At 67.0% G+C, this 21,856-nt stretch carries 19 protein-coding genes; 7 read left to right on the top strand and 12 right to left on the bottom strand.

Annotated elements, in window-relative coordinates:
• Positions 1-113 precede the first annotated feature (113 nt).
• Together KF688_11915 and KF688_11920 are read left to right on the top strand one after the other, a co-directional pair.
• On the top strand, positions 114-1,406 hold the full coding sequence (locus tag KF688_11915; protein MBX3426377.1) for a Gfo/Idh/MocA family oxidoreductase: 1,293 nt from the start codon (positions 114-116) through the stop codon (positions 1,404-1,406).
• A gap of 181 nt (positions 1,407-1,587) precedes the next feature.
• Positions 1,588-2,445: a hypothetical protein gene (locus tag KF688_11920; protein ID MBX3426378.1), complete on the top strand. Its 858-nt coding sequence runs from the start codon at positions 1,588-1,590 to the stop codon at positions 2,443-2,445.
• A gap of 361 nt (positions 2,446-2,806) precedes the next feature.
• Here the strand turns inward: KF688_11920 and KF688_11925 are convergent, their stop codons facing one another.
• The 4 genes from KF688_11925 to KF688_11940 form a co-directional block, all read right to left on the bottom strand.
• The gene (locus KF688_11925; GenBank protein ID MBX3426379.1) at positions 2,807-4,084 is read right to left on the bottom strand and encodes a hypothetical protein; all 1,278 of its coding nucleotides are present in this window, start codon (positions 4,082-4,084) and stop codon (positions 2,807-2,809) included.
• A gap of 260 nt (positions 4,085-4,344) precedes the next feature.
• On the bottom strand, positions 4,345-5,967 hold the full coding sequence (groL, locus tag KF688_11930) for a chaperonin GroEL (protein MBX3426380.1): 1,623 nt from the start codon (positions 5,965-5,967) through the stop codon (positions 4,345-4,347).
• Between the two features lie 138 nt (positions 5,968-6,105).
• Positions 6,106-6,423, bottom strand: coding sequence for a co-chaperone GroES (locus KF688_11935; protein ID MBX3426381.1), 318 nt, complete (start codon positions 6,421-6,423; stop codon positions 6,106-6,108).
• Positions 6,424-6,899: 476 nt separating this feature from the next.
• Positions 6,900-7,901, bottom strand: coding sequence for a DUF1559 domain-containing protein (locus KF688_11940; GenBank protein MBX3426382.1), 1,002 nt, complete (start codon positions 7,899-7,901; stop codon positions 6,900-6,902).
• 472 nt (positions 7,902-8,373) lie between these two features.
• Between KF688_11940 and KF688_11945 the strand changes: the two genes are divergently transcribed.
• Together KF688_11945 and KF688_11950 are read left to right on the top strand one after the other, a co-directional pair.
• Complete coding sequence (locus KF688_11945) at positions 8,374-9,744, top strand: HAMP domain-containing histidine kinase (GenBank protein MBX3426383.1); 1,371 nt, start codon at positions 8,374-8,376, stop codon at positions 9,742-9,744.
• Between the two features lie 94 nt (positions 9,745-9,838).
• On the top strand, positions 9,839-11,272 hold the full coding sequence (locus tag KF688_11950) for a sigma-54-dependent Fis family transcriptional regulator (GenBank protein MBX3426384.1): 1,434 nt from the start codon (positions 9,839-9,841) through the stop codon (positions 11,270-11,272).
• Between the two features lie 99 nt (positions 11,273-11,371).
• Here the strand turns inward: KF688_11950 and KF688_11955 are convergent, their stop codons facing one another.
• From KF688_11955 to KF688_11965, 3 genes are all read right to left on the bottom strand, one after another.
• Positions 11,372-12,343 carry a hypothetical protein gene (locus KF688_11955; GenBank protein ID MBX3426385.1) on the bottom strand — a complete coding sequence of 324 codons (972 nt, stop codon included), beginning with the start codon at positions 12,341-12,343 and terminating at the stop codon, positions 11,372-11,374.
• Between the two features lie 256 nt (positions 12,344-12,599).
• A complete protein-coding gene (locus KF688_11960; protein ID MBX3426386.1) occupies positions 12,600-13,760 on the bottom strand; it encodes a hypothetical protein in 1,161 nt (386 codons plus the stop codon).
• A 213-nt stretch (positions 13,761-13,973) separates the two neighbouring features.
• Entirely contained in the window at positions 13,974-14,219 is a 246-nt protein-coding gene (locus KF688_11965; GenBank protein ID MBX3426387.1) for a DUF1992 domain-containing protein, read from the bottom strand.
• Positions 14,220-14,362: 143 nt separating this feature from the next.
• Between KF688_11965 and KF688_11970 the strand changes: the two genes are divergently transcribed.
• Positions 14,363-15,652, top strand: coding sequence for a PQQ-binding-like beta-propeller repeat protein (locus tag KF688_11970; protein MBX3426388.1), 1,290 nt, complete (start codon positions 14,363-14,365; stop codon positions 15,650-15,652).
• Between the two features lie 62 nt (positions 15,653-15,714).
• Here KF688_11970 and argS read toward each other — a convergent pair whose 3' ends face one another.
• Positions 15,715-17,682: an arginine--tRNA ligase gene (gene argS / locus KF688_11975; protein MBX3426389.1), complete on the bottom strand. Its 1,968-nt coding sequence runs from the start codon at positions 17,680-17,682 to the stop codon at positions 15,715-15,717.
• Positions 17,683-17,817: 135 nt separating this feature from the next.
• Entirely contained in the window at positions 17,818-18,252 is a 435-nt protein-coding gene (gene rsfS / locus KF688_11980) for a ribosome silencing factor (GenBank protein ID MBX3426390.1), read from the bottom strand.
• A 194-nt stretch (positions 18,253-18,446) separates the two neighbouring features.
• Here rsfS and bcp point away from each other — a divergent pair, with 194 nt between their 5' ends.
• The gene (gene bcp / locus KF688_11985) at positions 18,447-18,929 is read left to right on the top strand and encodes a thioredoxin-dependent thiol peroxidase (protein MBX3426391.1); all 483 of its coding nucleotides are present in this window, start codon (positions 18,447-18,449) and stop codon (positions 18,927-18,929) included.
• A 418-nt stretch (positions 18,930-19,347) separates the two neighbouring features.
• Positions 19,348-19,698: a hypothetical protein gene (locus KF688_11990; protein ID MBX3426392.1), complete on the top strand. Its 351-nt coding sequence runs from the start codon at positions 19,348-19,350 to the stop codon at positions 19,696-19,698.
• Between the two features lie 24 nt (positions 19,699-19,722).
• Here the strand turns inward: KF688_11990 and KF688_11995 are convergent, their stop codons facing one another.
• The 3 genes from KF688_11995 to KF688_12005 form a co-directional block, all read right to left on the bottom strand.
• Complete coding sequence (locus tag KF688_11995; protein ID MBX3426393.1) at positions 19,723-20,727, bottom strand: polyprenyl synthetase family protein; 1,005 nt, start codon at positions 20,725-20,727, stop codon at positions 19,723-19,725.
• Positions 20,724-21,344, bottom strand: a complete 621-nt coding sequence (gene moaC / locus KF688_12000; protein ID MBX3426394.1) for a cyclic pyranopterin monophosphate synthase MoaC — start codon at positions 21,342-21,344, stop codon at positions 20,724-20,726. Before moaC ends, KF688_11995 begins: the two co-directional genes overlap by 4 nt.
• Positions 21,345-21,428: 84 nt before the next feature.
• Positions 21,429-21,677, bottom strand: a complete 249-nt coding sequence (locus KF688_12005) for a DUF2007 domain-containing protein (GenBank protein MBX3426395.1) — start codon at positions 21,675-21,677, stop codon at positions 21,429-21,431.
• Positions 21,678-21,856: the final 179 nt, after the last annotated feature.

Here is a 21,856-nt window from a genome sequence, read left to right on the forward strand (position 1 = left end):
ATGAGCTCCCCGCGTGCATCCCATGCCGGGGGCTGCGACGGCGACGTCGTGACGCCCGTTTCGGCTTGTCGGCTCCCTCGTCTTGAATCGCTCTCTTGCTGAAGGCCCTCGCCATGAGCGATCGTATGCTCGAGTCTCGGACCGCCTCGCGCCGCGTGTTCTTGGGACGGTTCGCCGCCGCGTGCGGCGCCTCGGCGGTCCCGCGCTTCGTCCGCGCGCAGCCGACCGCGGCCAACGAACGATTGGGGATCGGCGTCATCGGCACGGGGGGAATGGGCTCGAGCCACCTGGATTGGCATCTGTCCCGCGACGACGTTCGCGTGGTCGCGCTCTGCGACGTCGACCAGCGGCATCTCGACGCGGCGCGATCCAAGACAGGGGGGAAGTGCCCCGCGTTTCGCGACTTTCGCGAATTGCTGAGCCGGCCCGACGTCGACGCCGTCGTCATTGCCGCCCCCGATCACTGGCACGGGCTGATCGCCGTCGCCGCCGCCCAGGCCGGAAAGCATATCTACTGCGAGAAGCCGCTGACGAACTCGATTGCCGAAGGACGCGCCGTCTGCCGAGCCGTGAAGCGAGCGGAGGTCGTCCTGCAGACCGGTTCGCACGAGCGTTCCAGCCCCGGCGCGCAACTCGCTCGGCGGCTCGTCGAGAGCGGCCGCCTCGGCGAGATTCGGCGGGTGAGGATCCATTTGCCGACCAATGATCCCCACTTGTTGGAGGTAAAAAACCTCCAGGCGCCTCCGCCAGAGATGCCTGTGCCTGCAGAGTTGGACTACGACTTCTGGCTCGGCCACGCGCCGCTGGCGCCCTACACCGAAAAGCGCTGCCACTTCTGGTGGCGATTCCACAGCGCTTACGGCGGCGGCGAGATGACCGACCGCGGCGCCCACGTGATCGATCTCGCCCAAATGATCCTCGGCCGCGACGACACGGGTCCCGTCCGGATCGAGGCCGCAGGAGAAGTTTCGCCCAGCGGCTTCTACGACGCCTTCTTGCAGTTCCGCTTCGAGAACCGGTACCCCGACGGCGTGGTGATGACGGGCGACAACACCGGCCCCCGCGGCGTGTTGTTCGAGGGAGCCGAAGGAAAGCTGTTCGTCGAGGTGCACGGCGGGGCGCTCACGGCCGAACCCGCCGCGTTGCTCGAGGGGTTCGCCCTCTCGGAGGGGAACCCATATGAGCTCCACCGCCGGCAGTTCCTCGCTGCGATCCGCACGGGAGCAGCCGTCGCCGCGCCGGCCGAGGCGGGGCATCGCACGGCGACGATCTGCCATCTCAATAACCATAGCCTGCGGCTGGGCCGGGCGTTCGATTGGGACCCGACGACCGAACGGTCAACCGACGACGAGGTGAACGCCCGCCTCGCCCCGCACATGCGGGCGCCCTGGTCGCTGGACGCGTAACGGTTCGGTGCGGCTGCCGCTGAGCCTTGCCGAAGTGATCTTTTTCTCGGTCGCGGACTCGGAGATATTAGTCGTCCGCCCGACAACCGGGGACCGTCGGCGAGCAGGCATCCGGCCCTGCCGCAGACACGGCCCCGGGCCGGCTTGTCGTGACCCCGCTGCGTTTGAAAAGGAATCTCTCATGCTTCGACGTCGACCGCTTTACGCTCGCTCGCTCTCGTGCGTCCGGCTCGCTTGGCGACTGCTGCCCGCTCTGGCGCTCATCGTCGGCGGGACAGAGGCCGCACGCGGGCAGTCGCTCGACGGTACGTGGGAGATCTCGATGATCGTCGCCAACGGCCGGGTTCTGACGGCCGACGAGATTCGCCGCGGCTACGCGGCCGACGGGCGGATCACGATCGCCGGCCAGACCGCGCGGCTGGCGGTCCCGTACGGATCGTCCTCGCGCGAGATTCCGTTGCGCGTCGATTGGACCCGCACCCCCGCGACGATCGACGTCGCACTCGCCCCCGGCAGCGGGGGGCACGGGGTGGCGATGCTCAGCGGCAACGCGGCGATCATCTGTCTGGCGAGCCAGGAGCGCCCGCGGGCTGCGTCGTTCTCCTCGACGCCCGAGAACGGCAACCTGCTGCTGTCGCTCACTCGGCTCGCCGGCGGATCGACCCCCGCCCCGGGCGCTCCGCCGCTTCTGCCGCCGACGAGCTACAGCGACGACCAACTCCGCACGATGCTCGTGGGGACCTGGGGCCATCAAACCCCCGACATGACCCGGCTGATCACCCTCAACGGCGACGGCACGATGAGCGCGGCGGTGACCTGGAAGGACCAGTTCAAGAAGATCTTTCACCCCGACGTCCGCTCGAGCGGCACATGGAGCGTCAAGGGCGGGGTCGTCGTCGCCCAAGTGACCGCATCGACCGACAAGAACGCCCGCGGGCAGGTCTACTCGTACCGCATCCGCTCGATCAACGACAAAGAACTGCTGGCCGTCGATCAGGACGGCCAACTGCGGCAAGAGTGGAAAGCGCCGACGCCATAGCCTCAGCTAGGGCCGTCAGGTGGGCTCGCCGTTTAGGTGCGAAGCGATCCGTACTGGCCGACGATCAACTTGATCGGGGCCGCGGGTCGGGTCCGATTCGGATGATCGGGCCGCACAAGCCCCCGGTCGCTGACCGGGGGCTAAATGACGAGTGGGTCGAGTTCGGCGAGCGCCGGAGCTGCGTAGGCAACTCTCTGGTGAGAGTTGTAAACCCCAACTCTCACCAGAGAGTCGGCTACGTATCGCGGCCACGCATCCCGGCGATGTGAGGCGCCGCCCAAGGAATTGCGTGCCACTGGCTCCGCCAGCGGCGATGGGACGGCCGCTAGAAGGGTAGGCACTGGCATGCCGCGGGTGGAATCTATGCATGCTTGGCCACCGGTTGCACTGGCGACACACCAAGTGTGCCCCCATCGGCAGCTATCTCGCCTAGGGTACTTGGCGTAAACCATTCAAAATCACGGGCAACTACTTCGCGAATCAGGGAAGGGATATGGTTCCGGAACTCGAACGATGACTGGCCAACTCGCTTAACCCCAGTCCCGTTTCTTGGCAGGAAGAAACAACGCCCCTCCTTGCTTTGTGCTATGGCGGCGTATGCGTTTGCGTCCTCGCGTACTATCGAGTCGATTGATTCGTTCTTCCACATCCTAATGTCATAGCAGCCGAAGGCGCCTGGATCCTCATGTCCATTTATTTCGATTTCGTATACTGCTGGGTTGTTGTAGATAAAAAGTGGTTTAGGTGCGATAGTCTCGCCAACGCATATGCCGTTCACGAACAATCTAAGTGCTGTGGATAGGTCGTTGGAGAGATCTGCTGAAAACGCGACATAACATGGTGCTTGCCAGTCGACAGGCTCATCGCTGGACACTTTTGCTGTCGATCCAGTCGCATCAACCACGCAAAGCCAGAGCTTCTGCTCTTCCGAAATGCCGAGTGACCATGATGTCAATTGAAGCGGGTTCCTTGCACGAACAATGGTCATCGACGCGCGCTGTGGCAATGCTCGAATCACTAGCCCAACGCTTAATTGCAACGTCAAGAGTTCAGCGAGAAGGTGGCGGGCAATGTGCAAAACAGAATTACCTATCTCATGCATTGCCCTGATCCAGAAAGGAACGCCACCCACGATGCAGATAGTCATGTCCTTATTAAATCGTTCGTTGACATGAAGTGCATAATGGGCTCCTCCGGCGCGGTTCGCTACATGCTCTATAACGTCACGCACGCGGTACACGTTCTCTCTAGTTTGTAGTACTACCAAATCGAGTAGGGCTGGGATCGAAATTTCCTTCTGACCGGGCTCCTCGCGTTGATACGTGGCATTTATGCCAGGCATTCGGAGTTGCTGGCTATCGGCCATCGCGGGAGCATCGAAAGTCGCAAACCGACAGGCAAAGATTCTGGCATCTGGATGGTAGGTGTCGATAAGTTGCTTAAGAAGTGGCGGAGATTGTTTGTTCCTCTCGGTCAATAGCGCTCTCAGCTGTCCACCGATAGGAATTGCGGCATAGTGACGTCCTGCCTCGATCGAAGTGATTCCATCTCGAAGGATCTGTATGGCATCAAGAAGTTCGGCGATACGGGCTGCATCGTTCTTGCGAGTGTCCGGTGTTCTGACGGGTCTTGGTTTCACGTGGCCATTCCAATTCGTGAAATTCGAGTGGCAAAGACGCTAGCAATGTCAACTTGGCTACTCGGATCGGACGCTTAGCAGTTGTAAGAGGTTCACGTGCTGGCGATACTGCAAGTGGCTACAAGAAACGAGCCCCGGCCGCAAGGCCGGGGCTCGTTGGTTCTTTCACGCTTAGTCGCCTTGCAGGACGGACCGTCGCTGGGCGAGGCGGGCTCGCGGGATCGGCGGCGGGTTGTCCGGCTGGGCGTCTTCCATGAATTTCAATACATGTCGTCCATGCCCGGGGCCCCGGCGGCGCCCTTCTTGTCCTTCTTCGGCGCTTCGGCGATCAGCGCGTCGGAAGTAAGAAGCAGCGTCGCGACGCTCGCGGCGTTTTGCAGGGCGGTGCGGGTGACCTTGGTCGGGTCGATGACGCCCGCCTTGACGAGGTCCTCGTAGACGTCGGTCGCGGCGTTGTAGCCTTGGCCGCCGGTCGAGCTGACGACCTTTTCGCACACGATTCCGCCGTCCTGGCCCGCGTTGTTGGCAATCGCGGTCAGCGGCGACCGGCAGGCCCGCAGGACGATCTTGTAGCCGACCTCCTGGTCGTGAGTGAGCCCCTGCGGCTTCAGCTTCGCGCTGGCCCGCAGCAGGGCCACGCCGCCGCCGGGGAGAATGCCTTCCTCGACCGCCGCCCGGGTGGCGTGCAGGGCGTCCTCGACGCGGGCTTTCTTCTCCTTCATTTCGCTTTCGGTCGCGGCGCCGACGTTGACCTTCGCCACGCCGCCGGCCAACTTGGCGAGCCGCTCTTCGAGCTTCTCGCGGTCGTAGTCGCTGGTGGTGTTGTCGATCTCGCGGCGGATCTGGTCGATGCGGCCCTTGATGTCGGCGCTCTTGCCGGCGCCCTCGATGATCGTCGTGTTGTCCTTGCCGATGATCACCTTCTTGGCCCGGCCGAGTTCCTTGAGGCCGACCCCTTCGAGCTTGATGCCGAGGTCCTCGAAGATGGCCTGCCCGCCGGTGAGGATTGCGATGTCTTCGAGCATCGCCTTGCGGCGATCGCCGAAGCCGGGCGCCTTGACCGCGGCCACGTTGAACGTGCCGCGGAGCTTGTTGATGACCAAGGTGGCGAGCGCCTCGCCCTCAATGTCCTCGGCGACGATCAACAAGGGCTTGCCGCTGTTGACGACCGCCTCGAGACAGGGGACGAGGTCCTTGACGCTCGAGATCTTCTTCTCGTGGATCAGGACGTAGCAGTCCTCGAGGACGCACTCCATGAGGGTGCTGTCAGTGACGAAGTAGGGGGAGAGGTATCCGCGGTCGAATTGCATGCCTTCGACCCACTCGACCTCGGTCGCCAGACTCTTGCCTTCGTCGACGGTGATGACGCCGTCCTTGCCGACCTTCTCCATGGCCTGGGCGAGCATCTGGCCGATCTCGGTGTCGCCGTTCGAGGCGACCGTGCCGACCTGGGCCATTTCCTGGGTGCTCTTGATCTTAATCGACATCTTCTTGAGCTCGGCGGTGACGTCCTCGACCGCCTTCTCGATGCCCTGCTTCATCTGCACGGGGTTGACCCCGGCGACGACGGCCTTGAGGCCTTCGTTGAAGATCGCCTCGGCAAGGACCGTGGCCGTGGTCGTGCCGTCGCCGGCGACGTCGGAGGTCTTGCTGGCGACCTCTTTCACCATTTGCGCGCCCATATTCTCATACACGTCCTCAAGCTCGATTTCCTTGGCGACGCTCACGCCGTCCTTGGTGACGGTGGGCGAGCCGAAGGACTTCTGCAAGATCACGTTGCGGCCCTTGGGGCCGAGGGTGACCTTCACGGCGCGGGCGAGCTTCTGCACGCCGCGACGCATTGCGTCGCGAGCTTCCTGATCGAAAGCAATCATCTTGGCCATGGGTGTGGCTCCGGTTTAGTGGCTGTTGTGTCGGGACTTAGCCCCCGGCGAGTCGCCGGGGGGCTTCGATTCGGCCCCCGGTCAATGATCGGGAGCTCAATCGGGGATGGTTCGTCGGCGGCGGTTGGCCGGGATTGACTATTCGATGACCGCCAAAATGTCCCCTTCGCTCATGAGGAGATATTCCTCGTCGTCGATCTCGATGTTCTCGGGGGCGTAGCTGGTGAAGAGAACCCGGTCGCCGACCTTGACCTGCATGGCGCCGCGGGTGCCGTCGTCGAGCAACTTGCCGGTGCCGATAGCCACCACCGTGCCGCGGCTCGGCTTGTCCTTGGCCGAGTCGGGCAGCACGATCCCGCCGGCAGTGATTTCCTGCGACTCGTCGCGGCTGACGACGACCTTGTCGCCCAGGGGTTGCAGGGCGACCTTGCTCTTCTTCTTGGTGGCCGTGGCCATGGGGTTCCTCCGAGGAAGCGGGTGAATGAAATGTGGGAGCTCTGGCCCGAGCCGAGGAGCCCGGGCTGGTGGTTTGCGGTACGGCGCCGAAGAAGCGTGCTGCGCGAGGCGCACCGCGATCCCGGCGATGCTCGCGGAAAAGCAATCAGCGCGCCAAATCGTCCTTGGCATGCAAGTGCAAGCACAGCAGGGAGTTAGGCAATGAGGGCCCCGGTGCGCGCCCCTGCCAGATTGGCGTGAGCCCCCGCTATGAGGGCCAACACAGCCTTGCTGGCCGCCAATTTGGCAGCTTTGCGATTGGAAGGGTCGTGGACGGAAAGCGACGCAGGTCGAGCAAAGACCGGGGACGGAGCAACGCTCCTGACAGTCTCTCACTGGCGCACGCTCGGAGGCCTGCCAGGGGATGGTCCGCCCCGTCCCCGGTGGGATCGGAATGCCGGCGGCGGGCGCCGGCCGCTCATGGCTTCGGACAAAGCCTAATGCGTCTCGCCGCCGTCGCGGGTGGCCAAGGCTCGCCACACCGCGAGATCGACGTCGCTGGCGATCGTCGTCGTCGAGCCGTCGAGCAGGGCCGTGTTGACGACCCCTGGGTGGGCGCTGCGTGAGGTGATGATGGCGTAGGTGGGCTGGCCGGCCGAACCGTTCTTGCCTTCTTGCCACGAGTTGTAGTCGCCGTCGACCGTCTGGCCGCCGAGGGTCATTGCGACGAACGTGTTGGGAGTCATTGTCGCAGTGAAACCGGTGTGATGGACGCGGCCGTCGGGCCACTCGGTATGACCGGTGTCTTTGAGATCGGGTCCCGAGGCGAGGATCGTCGCCGCCTCGGCCGCCGTGTCAGGGATGGTCGTCGCGCCGGGGCCGCCGTTGCGGGCGTAGGGCGTCCACGCTTTGACCTCGGCGGCGGCCAGCGTGCGGCTCAGGCCGTCGACGATCTGTGCGACGCGAAGATTGCTGTTGGGGTAAAACGGCCCGTCCCCCCCCGTGTTCGTGCGGGGATCGTAAACGAACCACGTCCCCATGTTGAACCCGTAGTTGGTCGCGTAGAGCAGCGCCTTGCCGCCTCCTGGGTCGCGCAGTTCGCCGGCCTTGTCGTCGCTGGGGCACTGGAAGACGGGGATCAACAGCCCGCTGATCGCCTGCTGATTGTCCCAAGCGGTCTCGACGTCGACCTGGGCGCGGACGTTGCCCTGCTCAAGATACTCGAGCAGCCGGCCATGAATGCCCCACGAACCGTTGTTGGCGGTCGTGCTGACCGACAGGTCGACGTTCGCGCTGGGGGGGAGGATGCGGCGGGCGCTCTCGTGGTTGTGAAGCGCGAGCCCCAGTTGGCGGAGGTGGTTGAGGCACTGGCTGCGCCGAGCCGCCTCGCGGGCCGCTTGGATCGCCGGCAACAGCAGGGCGACGAGCACCCCGATGATCGCGATCACGACCAAAAGTTCGACCAAAGTAAAAGCACGTCGCGTTCCAGCGGCAGGCATCGGGGCGCTCCATCTGAGGCGGCGGGGGGAGATCGCCCGTCCAGTGCAACTGCCGCGCCAATGCGAACGACGAGCGACGCGTGCGGCCAAACCCGAGGATTCGTGCGTCGAGGCGAATCCTCGGGGAAGGGCAGACTCGGCGCGAGCGTCAGCGGCGCGACATGCTTGGCGCGCCGCGCGACACGCTCCGCGCCGCCCCCTTGCCCGGAATCGCACCTGCAGCCGGCTAGGGAGCACGCCTTCTGCGGGTCGTGATTCCATATGCCAAATTGACGGGCGCCTGGGGTCGAACGAAGTGAGCCCCCAGCGATTCCCTGGGGGCTCCGCTGCGCTGCGACCCCAGCCACCCTTCCAAGGGCGCAAACGATATCACGACCCCTTCTGCGGGCGGTTTGAGTTCAGCGCCCGAGCATGTCATTCTGAAGGGCTTGCTGCCCGTCTCCCGTCCCGCTTCGTTCGCCGAGCCTGGCTCATGCGCGTGCCGCTGAAGGTTCAACTCGTGCTGCCGTTGGTCGCGGTGACGATCGTCACGTGCGCGGCCTTAGCGGCGTACCAAGCCCGCGAGGCGGCGCGGCGGGTCGACGAGCGGATCTCGCGGCAAGTCGCCGGCGTGGGGCAAACGCTCGCCGAGTCGTCGTTTCCCCTGACCGCCAACGTCTTGCAGCAGATGCGCGACCTGTCGGGCGCCGAGTTCGTCGTCGTCCGTCGCGACCGCCCGGCGACAGCGACGTTGGAACTGTCCGCCGCGGCCCGCGAGGCGTTGGCGATGCGAACGGACGCCGAGGTCTTCCGCCTCGGGGAGCCACTCGTGCTCGACGGAGCCTCCTATTTCCACGCCCGTCTGCCGACCAATCGGCTGCGGCCGGACGACGTGGTGCACGTTCTCTACCCACGCGACGACTACCGCGAAGCGATCGCCGCGGCCGTGGGACCGCCGATCGCGCTGGGATTGGCCGCCGTCGTCGCGGCGACGCTCGCCGGGTGGTGGACCGCGGTGCGGGTCAGCCGAGCCGTCGAGAGCGTGGGCGACCGGCTGGAGCGAATTGCTGCGGGCGATTTCGCCTCGGGGCCGGCGCCGCGCCGCAACGACGAGCTCGGCGACCTGGAGCACGGAGTCAATCGCACGGCCAGCCAACTGGCCGACTATGCCGAGCGACTGCGCCGGGCCGAGCAATTGAGGACGCTGGGGCAGCTTTCCGCGGGCCTGGCTCACGAGATTCGCAACGCCGCGACCGGCGCCCGGCTGGCGGTGCAGCATCACCAAGCCGAGCATGCCGGCACGGGCGCCGGCGACGAGCCGCTGGCCGTGGCGAACCGGCAACTGCAACTCATCGAGGAGTACGTGCAGCGTTTTCTGCGGCTGGGGCGATCCGCGCCTGAGTCGGAGCGCCGCCCGACCGATCTCGCGCGTTTGGCGGCGGAGGGAGTGGAACTCGCGGCGCCGTATGCGGCGCACCTGGGGGTGCGACTGCGCTGGGAGGAACCTGCGGCGCGAGCGACGGAGGCGGTTCTCGACGCGATCCCGGTGCGGCAGGCGATCGACAACCTGCTGCGCAACGGGATCGACGCCGCGGTGGCCGGCCCTCCCCCCGCCGAGGTGACGACGGGAGTCCTCTGCCGGGGGGATCACGTGGTCGTAATCGTCAGCGACACCGGTCTCGGCCCCGCCGCAGAGGTGGCCGAGCGGATGTTCGAGCCGCTGGTCACCGACAAGCCTGACGGCGCCGGCCTGGGGCTGGCACTGGCCCGACAGGCCGCCGACCAGCACAATGGAACATTGACCTGGCGGCGCCACGCCGGGCGAACCGAGTTCACGCTCGCCCTGCCCGCGCGGGCCGAATAGCGGGGCGCGATCGCTCTGCGTCGCCTGCGAGAATCGCGAAGTCTTTCGCGTAAGAAATAACGAACTTCGAAACGTCCTCGATCAAGGCTCCCATTTGCCTCGCATTCTAGTCATCGACGACGAACCGGCGATTTGCTGGGGGCTCAAGCGGCTTGTTGCAAGCATGGGGCACGAGTGCGTTGTCTGCGCCAGCGCCGAGGAAGGGCTCGCCTCCGCTCGAGCCGAGGCGCCCGACGTGATTGTGCTTGACGTGCGGCTGCCGGGCATGAGCGGGCTCGAGGCGATCGACCAACTGCGGGCCGCGTCGCACGACGCTCCCGTGCTGCTGATCACCGCGTACGGCGATCTCGACACGGCAGTCGAGGCGGTTCGCACGGCGGCGCTCGAGTACATCGTCAAACCGTTCGACCTGGAGCCGATGCGACGCTCGCTCGAGCGGGCCCTCGCCCAGCGCGACCAGGGCGGGCTGCCGGGGGAGCAATGCGGAGCCGCCGAGGCAGCCGAAGCCCTCCTCCCCGCGAACGGCATGGTCGGCGCTTCGCCGGCGATCCGCACCGCCTTTCGCGAGTTGGCCCTCGCGGCCGATGCCCCGACCTCAGTCTTGGTGGCGGGCGAGAGCGGCGTCGGCAAGGAACTGGCCGCCCGCGCGATCCACGACCACAGCCGCCGCTGCGCGGGACCCTTTGTCGCCGTCAACGTCGCGTCGCTCAACCCGGCGCTCGCCGAGAGCGAACTGTTCGGCTACGTGCGGGGCGCGTTCACGGGCGCCGAGAGCGATCGTGCGGGGCTCTTGGCCGCTGCCGACGGCGGGACGCTGTTTCTCGACGAGGTGGCCGACATCCCCCTGGCCGTGCAAGTAAAACTGCTGCGGGCGCTCGAGCACGGCGAGATCATCCCCGTGGGGGGGACGCGCCCGACCGCGACCGATTTTCGGATCGTCGCCGCGACGCACAAAGACCTGCTCGCCCTGGTGCAAACGGGGCAATTTCGTCACGACCTGTATTTCCGCCTCTCGGCTTTGCAGATTCGGCTGCCGGCGCTCCGCGAGCGACCCGAGGACGTGGGGCCGCTGGCCGATCACTTTTTGGCCGGGTACGCGCGTGCCGTCGGCCGATCGCTCGCGTTGGGGGACGCGGCCCGCGCCGAACTGCAACGGCGGCCGTGGTACGGCAACGTCCGCGAGCTGCGGAACGCCATCGAACATGCCGCGGCGATGGCGCGGCAAGGAACCGTGGGGGTCGAGCATTTGCCGGCGTCGCTGCCGCGCGAGGCGTTGCCGCGCGACGCGGCGAACAAGAACGACGGGAGCGAATTGGCGTCGGCGGTTCGCCGGTGGGCCGAATCGCGGCTAGCCGATCCGGCGGAGCAGGGGCGAGTCTACGAGTCGTTCCTGGCCGAAGCCGAGCCGGCGCTGTTCGCCGCGGCGCTTGACCGCGAGGGCCAATTCCAATCCGCCGCCCGCACCCTGGGGGTCCACCGCACGACGCTCCGCCGCAAAGCGGATCAGTACGGACTCGGGGACGGTTGACGAGGGATGCGGGATTGTCGATGTGCGGTCGGCGCATCGACTGCGTATTGTCTGCCGTACATTGACGTCAGCCATCCCGCATCAAACGTCCCGCCCCCCTCACCACATTGTGCGGCTTGTGCGCCATGGCCAGTAGGAGTTCGGCTTGGCGCCCAGTCGCCATTCCATGCCGGCGTTGAACGACACGTTGTCGATCGTGTTGACGCCGCTGCCGCCGAAGGCGAGGTTTTGCATCATTTCCAGCCGCCACGAGAGCCACGGCGTTTGCAGGAAGCGAATCCCCGCGCCGAACGGCATGCCCAGGAGGGTGACGTCCTCGGTGAGACTCGTGTCGAGACGATAGCTTTCGAGTTGGACCACCCCCATCCCCAGCGTGAGATAGGGTCTCACCTTCGAGTCTCCCCAGGGGTAGTACACGACGCTGACGTCGCTCACCATGTAACTCCCCTCGATCTGGTTGCCCGAGTCTTCCAGCTGAGATAGCCGCGGGCTTGCCCAGCCGATGCGCCAATCGAGGCCCCAGTAGTAGTCGAAGTCCCAGCCGACGCGCAAGCCGGCCAGAATGTCGGACGATTGTTTGACGCCGGGGGAAAGCTCGCTCCCCAGCATGGGCCCGGCGAACCAGTCGACGTGGAACGGTCGGTTCATCCAGCTCGATCGTTCCAGAGGCAGCCCTCGGCCGACGTGGCGACCGTGGGTCGACGAATGCCGGAAGCCCCAGTGCCGAATCCGGTCCATGGGACGCCAGATCGTTTCGTCCCAGTGGAGGCTCGATTCGTCCTCGCCCAGGATCGGCTGCCATTGGTCGAACTTCGCCGCCTCGCCGGACAGGAGCGAAGAACGGTTGTTTGCGCCCGCGGAATCGGAGAGGGTCCGTTCGGGGCCGTCGAATTCGAATCGTTCGAGCAACTCCTCTTGGCTCGCGGCGGGCCGGTAGTCCGCCGCGTCGCAGCGGGCCGACAGGCCGAGCGTCGCGAGGAACGCGGCGACGAGGCCGCACGCCGCCGCTTGCCGGGCGCACCGCAGCGCGCTGCGGCAACGCAAGTTCCATTGATCTCGCGACCAGGTCATAGGGCCGGACGTCCCGAGGAGAACGGGCGCGCCGCACAAGCGGCGCAGCGCCGAGCGTTCCCGCGCCCCAGGGCGCGGGGCGGGAGTATGTCAGCCGCCGTTTGGCGAGTCAACGCCCGTTCGCGGAGGGCGACGCTCACCGACGCTTGCAGCGGGACGCCATGCCAACAGGACGACTTTTCCGATGGCCTGGCCCCCGCCTCCCGGCGAGCTGACGACCGATAGCTGATAGCGGACGACCCAGGCAAAGCCCGATCTAGAACCACCACAGCGTCTTCGCGGCCGACTTGAGCGATTGGTAGATCGCCTCGGCGGGGGCCGCGTGGTCGGCGGGGGTCGAGATCGTCGGCGCCGGCGCCGCATGCGTCGCGGAGCCGGTCGGCTCGGGGGGCGTCTCCGGCCGAGCCGCTTGGGCGAGCCGCTTGACCGGGACCAGCGTCGCGACGGCTCGATGGGCGGCGGGCTCCAGCAGCATCATGTCGAACACGAACCGCTTGAGCTGGTCGACGGTCGTCGCCGCGGGGGCCAGCTTCTCGCCCAGCGTCGCCAGTTCGTCCAGCGCCACAGCGGCCGCTTCCAGGTCGCCGGCCTGAGCGACCAACCGGTCGCGGACCTCGACCAACTGAGCCAGCCCCGCGCGAGCCGCGCCCAGCCCCGGCGCCGCGGCGTTCAGCTCGTCGCCCAAGTCCTTGATTTGCACGACCGTCGCTTCGGCGGCGGCGAGACTCGGCTGCTGTGCAGCCAGTTGGGAGTGGAGCGCCGCGCACCGTTCGGCCGCGACGGTCGCACGTTCGGCGTCGCGGCCGGTCTCGAGAACTCGCTCGGCGAGTCGATTGACCGGGTCGAGCGCCCGGGCCGCGGCGCCGGCCGCGCGGGCTTGCTCGACGAGCGTCGCCTGGAGGGCGTCGAGTTCGACGAGCGCTTCCTCGGCGCCCGCGAGCGCGTGACGCGAGGCGGCGAGCCGATCGTGCGTCGAAGCGAGCCGATTCGCCTCGGCGAGCACCGCGTTCACGTCGCGGTGATGGCGGGCGATCGCGGCGCGGACCGCGTCGAGCCGATCGAGCTTCTCAACGGCCCCGTCAAGCTCGTACGACCGTGCGGTCAGCCGGGTCTGCAGCTTCGCGAGCTTCGCCAATGCGGCCTCGGCGGCGGCGACGCGTTCTCCCTGGGCGGCCAACTTGTCCAACAGCGCGGCGGAGCGATCGAGCCGAGCCGGATCGCCGGTCAGCGTCGTCAAGGCGGCGGCGAGCGACTCGCACTGAGCCTCGAGCGCCGCGACCTGACGTTGCGTCGGCCGCAGCACGGCGACCTGCGTCACGAGCATCGCAAGGCAAACGGCGCCCATCGGCGCCACGAGCGGCGGCAGCCCGAAATTGCGGGGAGCCGGGGATGCGTCCAGGGGGCCGGGTGCTGCCATGGGAACCTCCGTTGTCACGCGGAACGACTTCCGTGATCCGACAAGTCGTCGGAATCGCCGCCAAGTCACCAATCGGCAAGGTCGCGCTGATCGCGTTGAGGATTCGCGGCGCGGTCGGATCGGCGCGGCGTTGCGTCCTCTGGCGCATCGTCGCGAAGTAACGATCGGCGCGATGCTGCGGGGGGAGGACCGAGCGACCGACCAGCATCCCGGTCAACCGGAAGGTTGCTGCAGCGGGCCCGACGCGGAGCGTCCGGCGGCGGCGCGGGCCTGCGAGACGAGCTCCTCGCGCCGCAGCTTGGCCCGCACCCACCACTGGGGGTCGTACGGCTGGTCGATCAGCGGGCAGGGCTTGCCGAAGCCGGGGAGCTTGTCGAACTCTCCCTCGGCGATCGCGGTGCGGATTTTCTCCTCGGCGACCAGTTGCAGGGCGCGCTCGGAAAAGATCATGCCAGCCATGGGGCGTCTCCTCGTGCCGCTCTACGGTGAATCCTCTCACAATCGCGCCGGCAAAACGTCGCCCCGGGCGGCTCGATTCAGTACGCTAACCAGTCGCCGCACCTCGGCGCAGGCCGCACCTCGAATGGGAGAAATGATAATCGATGTCCCCCCTTGCCGCGAAATCTCTGTGGGTCCTCTCGCTGTCGCTGGTCGCCTTGCCGGCGGCTCGGAGCGAGAACTGGATTGGCTTTCGGGGTCCCGGCAGCGCCGGCGTCGCCGAAGCGACCGGCCTCCCCACGACTTGGAGCGAAACCGAGAACATCGTCTGGAAGCGGGAGCTGCCGGGCCTGGGGACCAGCAGTCCGACGATCTCCGGCGGCAAGATCTATCTGACCTGCTACTCGGGCTACGCCGAATCGATCGCTGAACCGGGGGAGCAGGCAAGTCTCCGTCGGCACGTCGTTTGTCTTGATCGCCGGACGGGCGAGATCGATTGGACAAAGACGTTCGAGCCGAAGCTGCCCGAATCGCGGTACGCCCCAGACAACGACGCCCGGCACGGGTATGCCTCGAGCACGATCACGACCGACGGCGAGCGGTTGTACGTGTTCTTCGGCGCCTCGGGAATGTACTGTTTGGATCTCGAGGGGGAAGAAGTCTGGCATGTCGATTTGGGCAGCGGGACGCACGGCTGGGGCTCGGCGACCTCGCCTCTGCTGGTCGGCGATCTGGTCGTCGTCAACGCGAGCATCGAGAGCAAGTCGCTTGTGGCGCTCGACAAGCACACCGGCGACGAGCGGTGGCGGGTCGAGGGGATCGATCGCTGTTGGGCTTCGCCGACGCTGGTCGAGGCCGACGGCCGGCAGGAGATCGTGCTGAACGTCCCCCACGTCCTCACCGCGTACGATCCGCAGAGCGGCGACAAGCTGTGGTGGTGCGAGGGGATGCCCGACGGCTACATCTGCCCGACGGTGATCGCCCACGAGGGGATCGTCTATGCGATCGGCGCTCGCAAGAACACGGCCGCGGCCGTCCGCGCCGGCGGCAGCGGCGACGTCACCCAGAGCCAGGTCCTGTGGCGGGTCGACAAGGGGTCGAACGTCTCCTCGCCGGTGTACGTTGACGGGCGGCTGTTCTTCTTCCAGGAAAGCCGCGGGATCGCCTTCTGCCTCGACGCCGCGACGGGGGACGTCGTCTATCAGCAGCGGCTCGAACCGCGCCCCGGGCTGATCTACAGTTCGCCGCTCGCGGCCGACGGGAAGATCTACGCGGTTTCGCAGGAGAACGGCACGTACGTCCTGGCGGCCGGCGACACGTTCGAACAGCTCGCCCTGAACAAGGTCGGCGACGAGCCGGTTCGCTCGAACGCCTCGCTCGTCGAGGCGGACGACCAGCTCTTCCTCCGCGACGACAAGGCGATCTATTGCATCGGTGCGGCGGACTCCAAGTAACTTAACTCTGCATGGGCGATTGACGCGGCCGAGCGGCGCTGGGGGCTGCGCTTCGCGCGCGACTACATCCGCTCCACGACCTCGATCCCCAGCAAGTTGAGTCCCCGTTCGATCGTGCGGGCGGTGAGATCGCACAAGAGCAATCGGCTGTCGCGGACCGCAGGGGACGGCGCCTTGAGCACCGGGCAGTTCTCGAAAAAGCTGGCGTACTTGCTCGCCAGATCGAACAGGTAGTCGGTCAGGAAGTTGGGGCGATAGTCCGCCGCCACTCGGGCCAGCACTTCGCTGAACTGCACTAGCGCGACCGCGAGGGCTCGCTCGGCCGGCTCGGCGAGCGCGATCGTCGCTCCGCCGGTGCGGAGCGCCGCGACGTCGATCTCCCCCCGCCCGAAGATGCTGCGGACTCGGGCGTAGCTGTACTGCATGTACGCCGCGGTGTTGCCGGTCATGGCCAGCATCTTGTCGTAGCTGAACTTGTAGTCGCTGGTGCGATTGTGCGCGAGATCGGCGTACTTGATCGCCCCGATGCCGATCCGCCGGGCGACGGCGCGGCGTTCCTCGTCCGTGGTCAAGGCCTCGCTCTTCTCGGCGATGGCGTACGCCCGCTCGACCGCTTCGTCCAACAGCCCCGCGAGCCCCACCGCCGAGCCGGAGCGCGTCTTGTACGGCCGACCGTCCTCGCCCAGCACCGTGCCGAAGCTCACGTGCTGCAGTTCGACGGTTTCGTACCCCCAGTTGCGGACCGTGGCGAACAGTTGCTGGAAGTGAAGACTCTGCCGGTGATCGACGACGTAGAGAATCGCGTCGGGGCGCCAAGCCTGCATGCGGTAGGCGATCGTCGCGAGGTCGGTCGTGGCGTACAGGAAGGCGCCGTCCTGCTTGCGGACGAGAAACGGGGCGTCGAACCCGTCGAGAAAGACGCACATCGCCCCGTCGCTCTCGGCCGCGAGTCCCCTCGCCTCCAAGTCGGCGACGACGCCGGCGAGCTTGTCCTCGTAGAAGCTCTCCCCCAGCGCATGGTCGAACGTCACGCCGAGCCGCTCGTAGGTCGCCTCCATCTCGGCAAGACAGTCCGGCAGGAATCGCTCCCACAGGGCGCGGTTCGTCAGGTCGCCGGCGTGCAGGGCGGCCGTCTCGGCGAGCACCGCCTTGCCGACGTCGGCGTGCGCCGCGGCGACCTTTGCGAGCGCCGGATCGGCGTCGACCTCGGCGACTTTCGCCTGCAGTGCGGCCAACTCGGCCCGAGCCTCGGCCAGCGTCGCCTCGGCCTGCCGCAGCTTCTTCTCGACCTTTTTCGTCTCGTGCGGGTCGGCCGGCATTGTCTCGGCCCGCAGGTCGTCGAAGTCCGATTGCATCCGGGCGATCTTCGCAGACGCGGCGGGGATCGCTTCGTTCTTGGTCGCGTGATGCTCGACCAACCGATTCACGAACCGGTACAAGCGTCCCAACTCGGCGACGGGGTCGGTCGCCAACGCCGCCTCGTCGACGAAGTGCTTGTACCCGTAGATGATCATCCCGAACTGGGTCCCCCAGTCGCCGATGTGATTGTCGCTGATCACCCGGTGGCCGAGGAACTTGAGCACCCCGTACAGCGCGTCGCCGATGACGGTCGAGCGGATATGCCCGACGTGCATCGGCTTGGCGACGTTGGGGGACGAGTAGTCGACGACGTAAGTCCGCGGTGCGGCGACCGGTTCGACGCCGGTCCTGGCGAGGTCCTTGACGTTCGCTTGCAGCTTGGCGACGAGCCACTCGTCGCGCAGCTTGAGATTGACGAATCCCGGCCCCGCGATCTCCGGCGGTTCGCAGAACTCGGCGACGTCAAGTCGCTCGATGATCGCTGCGGCGACTTCGCGGGGGGGCTTGCCGAGCCGTTTGCCCAGCGGCATCGCGCAGTTGGCCTGATAATCGCCGAACTTTGCGTCCTGGCTCGGCAGCACCATCTCGGCCAATTCGCCTGCCGCGGTCGCATCGACCAACCCGGTCAGCGCCGAGCGAAACCGTTCACGCAACGTCGCCAGAAGATTCATGCTGCAGTCGTTCTTCAGAATCCCGGGGTGGACTCGCGCCGAGGCGCAGAGGACGGAGGAGCGGCTCCGTCAGATTCCGGGTCGTTGGCTCCGAGAAGTTCCTCTGAGTCTCAGCGTGCGATCGGCTCTCAGAGGTCACTCTCCGCTGCTGTCGGCCTGCCACGGCAACTCGACGCGGGTCGCTTGGTTCCAGAAATCTTCCAGCGCGTAGTATCCCCGCGTTTCCTCGTCGAACAGGTGGACGACCACGTCGCCGTAGTCGAGCAGGATCCAGCGGCTCTCGTTGTAGCCCTCGATCCCCAACCGCTTGTCGCCCAGATCCTTTTCGAGGTGGTTGTCGATCTCTTCGCTGATCGCGTGCAGTTGCCGGCGGCTGTTGCCGGTGGCGATCACGAAGTAGTCGAACACCGGGGTCACGGCCCGCATGTCGAGCACGGTGACTTCGCGGGCGTTGTTTTCCTCGGCGGTTCGCGCCGCGGCGAGCGCCAGCTTGAGGCTGCGCTCCGCGGGGGTCGGTTCGATGGCGACGGGGGCGGCGATGGGACTCTCCGGGGTAGGCGGCGACCGCAGGCGCCGGCCGGCTGGGCGCTGCGGACGGTTAATCGGGGGGGCAAAGTCGCAGATTCTACCCCAGAACGCCCCGGCGGGCGAGGGTCGCCCGAGCCCCGACGACCGCGTACATTGGGGCCACGATCGCTCCTGGGTTCGCCCCGGGGCGTCCCGTCTACTCGCATTCTGCACGCACTTTCGAGGAATCCTCCGCCATGGCCGATTGGATCGAACCCGGCAAAAAAGCCCCCGCGTTCAACCTGCCCGCCGACGACGGCACGAAGGTCAAGCTCGCCGATCTCGCGGGCAGCCCGGTGGTCCTCTACTTCTACCCCAAGGACGACACCCCGGGGTGCACCAAGGAGGCGTGCGCGTTTCGCGATCGCCGCAAGGAACTCGAGAAGCTGGGCGCCAAGGTCCTGGGGGTGAGCGCCGACGGGGTCGCCAGCCATGCGAAGTTTCGCGACAAGTTCAAACTGAATTTCCCCCTGCTGGCCGACGAGGATCACGCCGTCGCCGAGAAGTACGGCGCGTGGCGCGAGAAGAACATGTACGGCAAGAAGTCGATGGGCATCCAGCGGAGCACATACCTGATCGACGCCGACGGCAAAGTCGCCCGGGTTTGGAAGCGGGTGCAGGTCGACGGCCATGACGAAGCGGTGCTCGCCGCGCTCCAGGAACTGGCGTCGCTCGGCTGAGTCGGCGCCCGCGCCGGTTGGAGGCGATGCCATGGCAGTTCCCGTCAAGTCTTGCCTTGGCGACAACGTTTGCCTGCCCCGCATTCCCGCGCGGCAAACCGCGCCGTTTGGCGCGGCCCGGGCGGGGCGGTCCACGAAACGCGGGAATCCGTCGAGGGGAGCGGCCCGGTCGTGCCGGTCAATCGTCGGGTAGGGTTGCCGTGGAGCCTGCGCTTGGGGAGCGAACGCTGCGTCGCGACGCGAACCCGTCGCCGATTGTGCGCGTCATGATCGGGTAAGGCAGGAGGAGAGTGCCGGTCGCTGCGGCGGGTCGCCCGTCGCCGCGGCGTGCACGGTCGCTCCTCGGCTCCGAGGATTCACGCCTTCTTCCGGAGCGTCCATGATTCCGACCCCGCTTGCTCGACTTGGACTGATGGCCATGAATGCCGCTCCTGCTTGGACTTCGCTGCATCGCGACGTCGACCAGTTGGTTTCCCGGCTGCGGAAGGAGTTGCAGCGCGGCGACGAGCCGCTGGCGCTCACGGCCCGGATCACGCCGCTGGACGGCCCCGGCGCCGGGGAATCGCGCGAGGTCCGGCTGGCCAATTTCAGCGAACGAGGCATCGCCATCGAGCACGGCGGCCCGCTGGCCGAGCGCCGGGCGGTCGTGTCGTTCGAGAGCCCCGCTCTGGGACGCATTGCGGCGGAAGTCGATCTGTCCTGGTGCCGTTACCAACCCGGCGGTCGGTACACCAGCGGCGGCCGGTTCGTGCAGGTGCTGGAGGCGTGAGCGGCGCGTCGCGCCCAGGCCAGTTCACGCGTCGCGTTTCACGACAAACGCGCCCAGCGCGGCCAGAGACGTCTTGGCGGCCGAGGGGGGGAGGACCGTCAGTCGGTCGACCGCGCGCCGGGCGATCGTCGCCGCTTCGTCGTGGGCGTCCTGCAGCGCCCCGCTGGCGACGAGCCACTTCATGAGCGCGGCGGCGCTCGCCGCCGCCGGTTCCTCGAACAGCGATTGCATCCGCTCCCGTTCGCCGCGATCGAGCCGGTCGCGAAGCATGATCAGCGGCAAGGTCATCTTGCGGTTGACCAGATCCGTCCCCAGCGACTTTCCGACGGCCGATTCGTCCCCTTCCAGGTCCAGCAAGTCGTCGGCGATTTGGAAGGCGATCCCCAACTCGCGCCCGTACTGCTCCAACTGGGCGGAGACCTTGCCGTCGGCCCCGGCGTAGTGGGCGCCCAGCAGGCACGCGCACGCGGTCAGCTCGGCGGTCTTCGCCTCGACGATCGCCACGTACTCGTCCCGCAGCAGGCCGAAGTTGCCGCTCGAGGCGGTTTGACGCAGTTCCCCTTCGCAGACGATGTTCGTCGCCCGGCCGATCGTGCGGCAGCCGAATGTCGTCTCCAACGTGCTGGCCAGATAGAAGGCGTGCGTGAACAGGTAGTCGCCCAGCAAGACGCTGGTCTGGTTGTTCCAGCGGGCGTTCACCGTGGCCACGTGGCGGCGGACCTCGGCCTCGTCGAGCACGTCGTCGTGGACCAAAGTCGCCGTGTGGATCATCTCCACCACCGCGGCCAGCGTCACATGGTCGTCGTTCACCTCGCCGCAGGACTGGGCGGCCAGCAGCAGCAACGCCGGGCGAAGCCGCTTGCCGCTCATGCGGAACGAGTGCTTGGCCAGTTCGTTGACGAACGGGTCGTCGTTGTGCAGTTCGACGCGGAGTCGGTCGTCGACCGTCCTTAGATCGGCGGCGATCGGGGCCAGCAGGTCCGCCAATTGCTGGCGCCCCGTCGAATCGAGCGAGGGGGCTTGGCTCACGGGGCGCCTCCCGTTGCGGTCGAGGCTTGGCTGCGGGGCGCCGTCGGGAACGTCGCCTCGCGGGCGAACTCGCCGCTGGCGCCGCCGCTCTTGGAAACCAATTGCACCGCCTCGATCGTCATCCTCCGATCGAGCGACTTGCACATGTCGTACACCGTCAGGGCCGCGACGGAGACCGCCGTCAGGGCTTCCATCTCGACCCCCGTGCGGGCGGTCGTCGCCACGGTGGCGGTGATGCGCAGGGCGTCGTCTCCCTCGGGCGCCAGTTCCACCGCGATCGCATCCAGCGGCAGCGGGTGGCACAGCGGGATGAGCTCGCCCGTTCGTTTGGCGGCCATGATTCCCGCCAGCCGGGCGACCTCGCAGACGTCTCCTTTGGCGACGTCGCGGTCGAGGATGGCCGCGAGCGTCACGGGCTGCATCCGTACGAACCCGGCTGCGACCGCGCGCCGCGGGGAGACGGGTTTGTTGCCGACGTCCACCATCCGACTGGCCCCTGCGTCGTCGAAGTGGGTCAGCGGATTCGGCACGGGCGGCCTCGGCAAGCAGGGCAACAGGCAGTGAAGGTAACGCCGAACTCCGGCGTCGCTGACGCCCCGCCGGGCCGGACGGGTCATTCTAAGCGACGAGGCCGGATCGTCGAGGGCGTGTCGTCGGCAAGTCGGCCGCCTGCAGGGGAAACCGTACGGGGTCGAGACCGGTTAACCCTGCTCATCCGCCGGGTCGGAACCCCCGCCGGCGGGGGTCGAGGCGAGGATCTCCCGAGCGGCCTCCCAGTCCGCCCCGCGCACACGGACGGCGACCCTCCCCGGGGCCTCGGCCCGAAAGTCGGCCGTGAAGGTCCCTTCGGCCAGCGCCTCGATCCCATGGGCCGCCAGCAGAGCGACGACCATCGCCGCTTCGCGATCGTCAGCGACGCGAGCGACGACAGGCAGTTCAGAGTTGGTCATCGGACTGGACCGCGAGGGGGCGCGGCGCCTTGGGAAACGGCGGTTAGCATTGTGCTCGTGAGCAATATTCACGCACTGCTTTGTGCAAAACTCCGGGCGGCATCGCGGGGGCCGCGCGCCAACCCGTTTGCCGGCAACGACTTCCGCACGACACGCTCGGGGCCGGGCCGGAATTTTGC

This window comes from Pirellulales bacterium (genome assembly GCA_019636345.1).
Taxonomy (GTDB): Bacteria; Planctomycetota; Planctomycetia; order Pirellulales; family Lacipirellulaceae.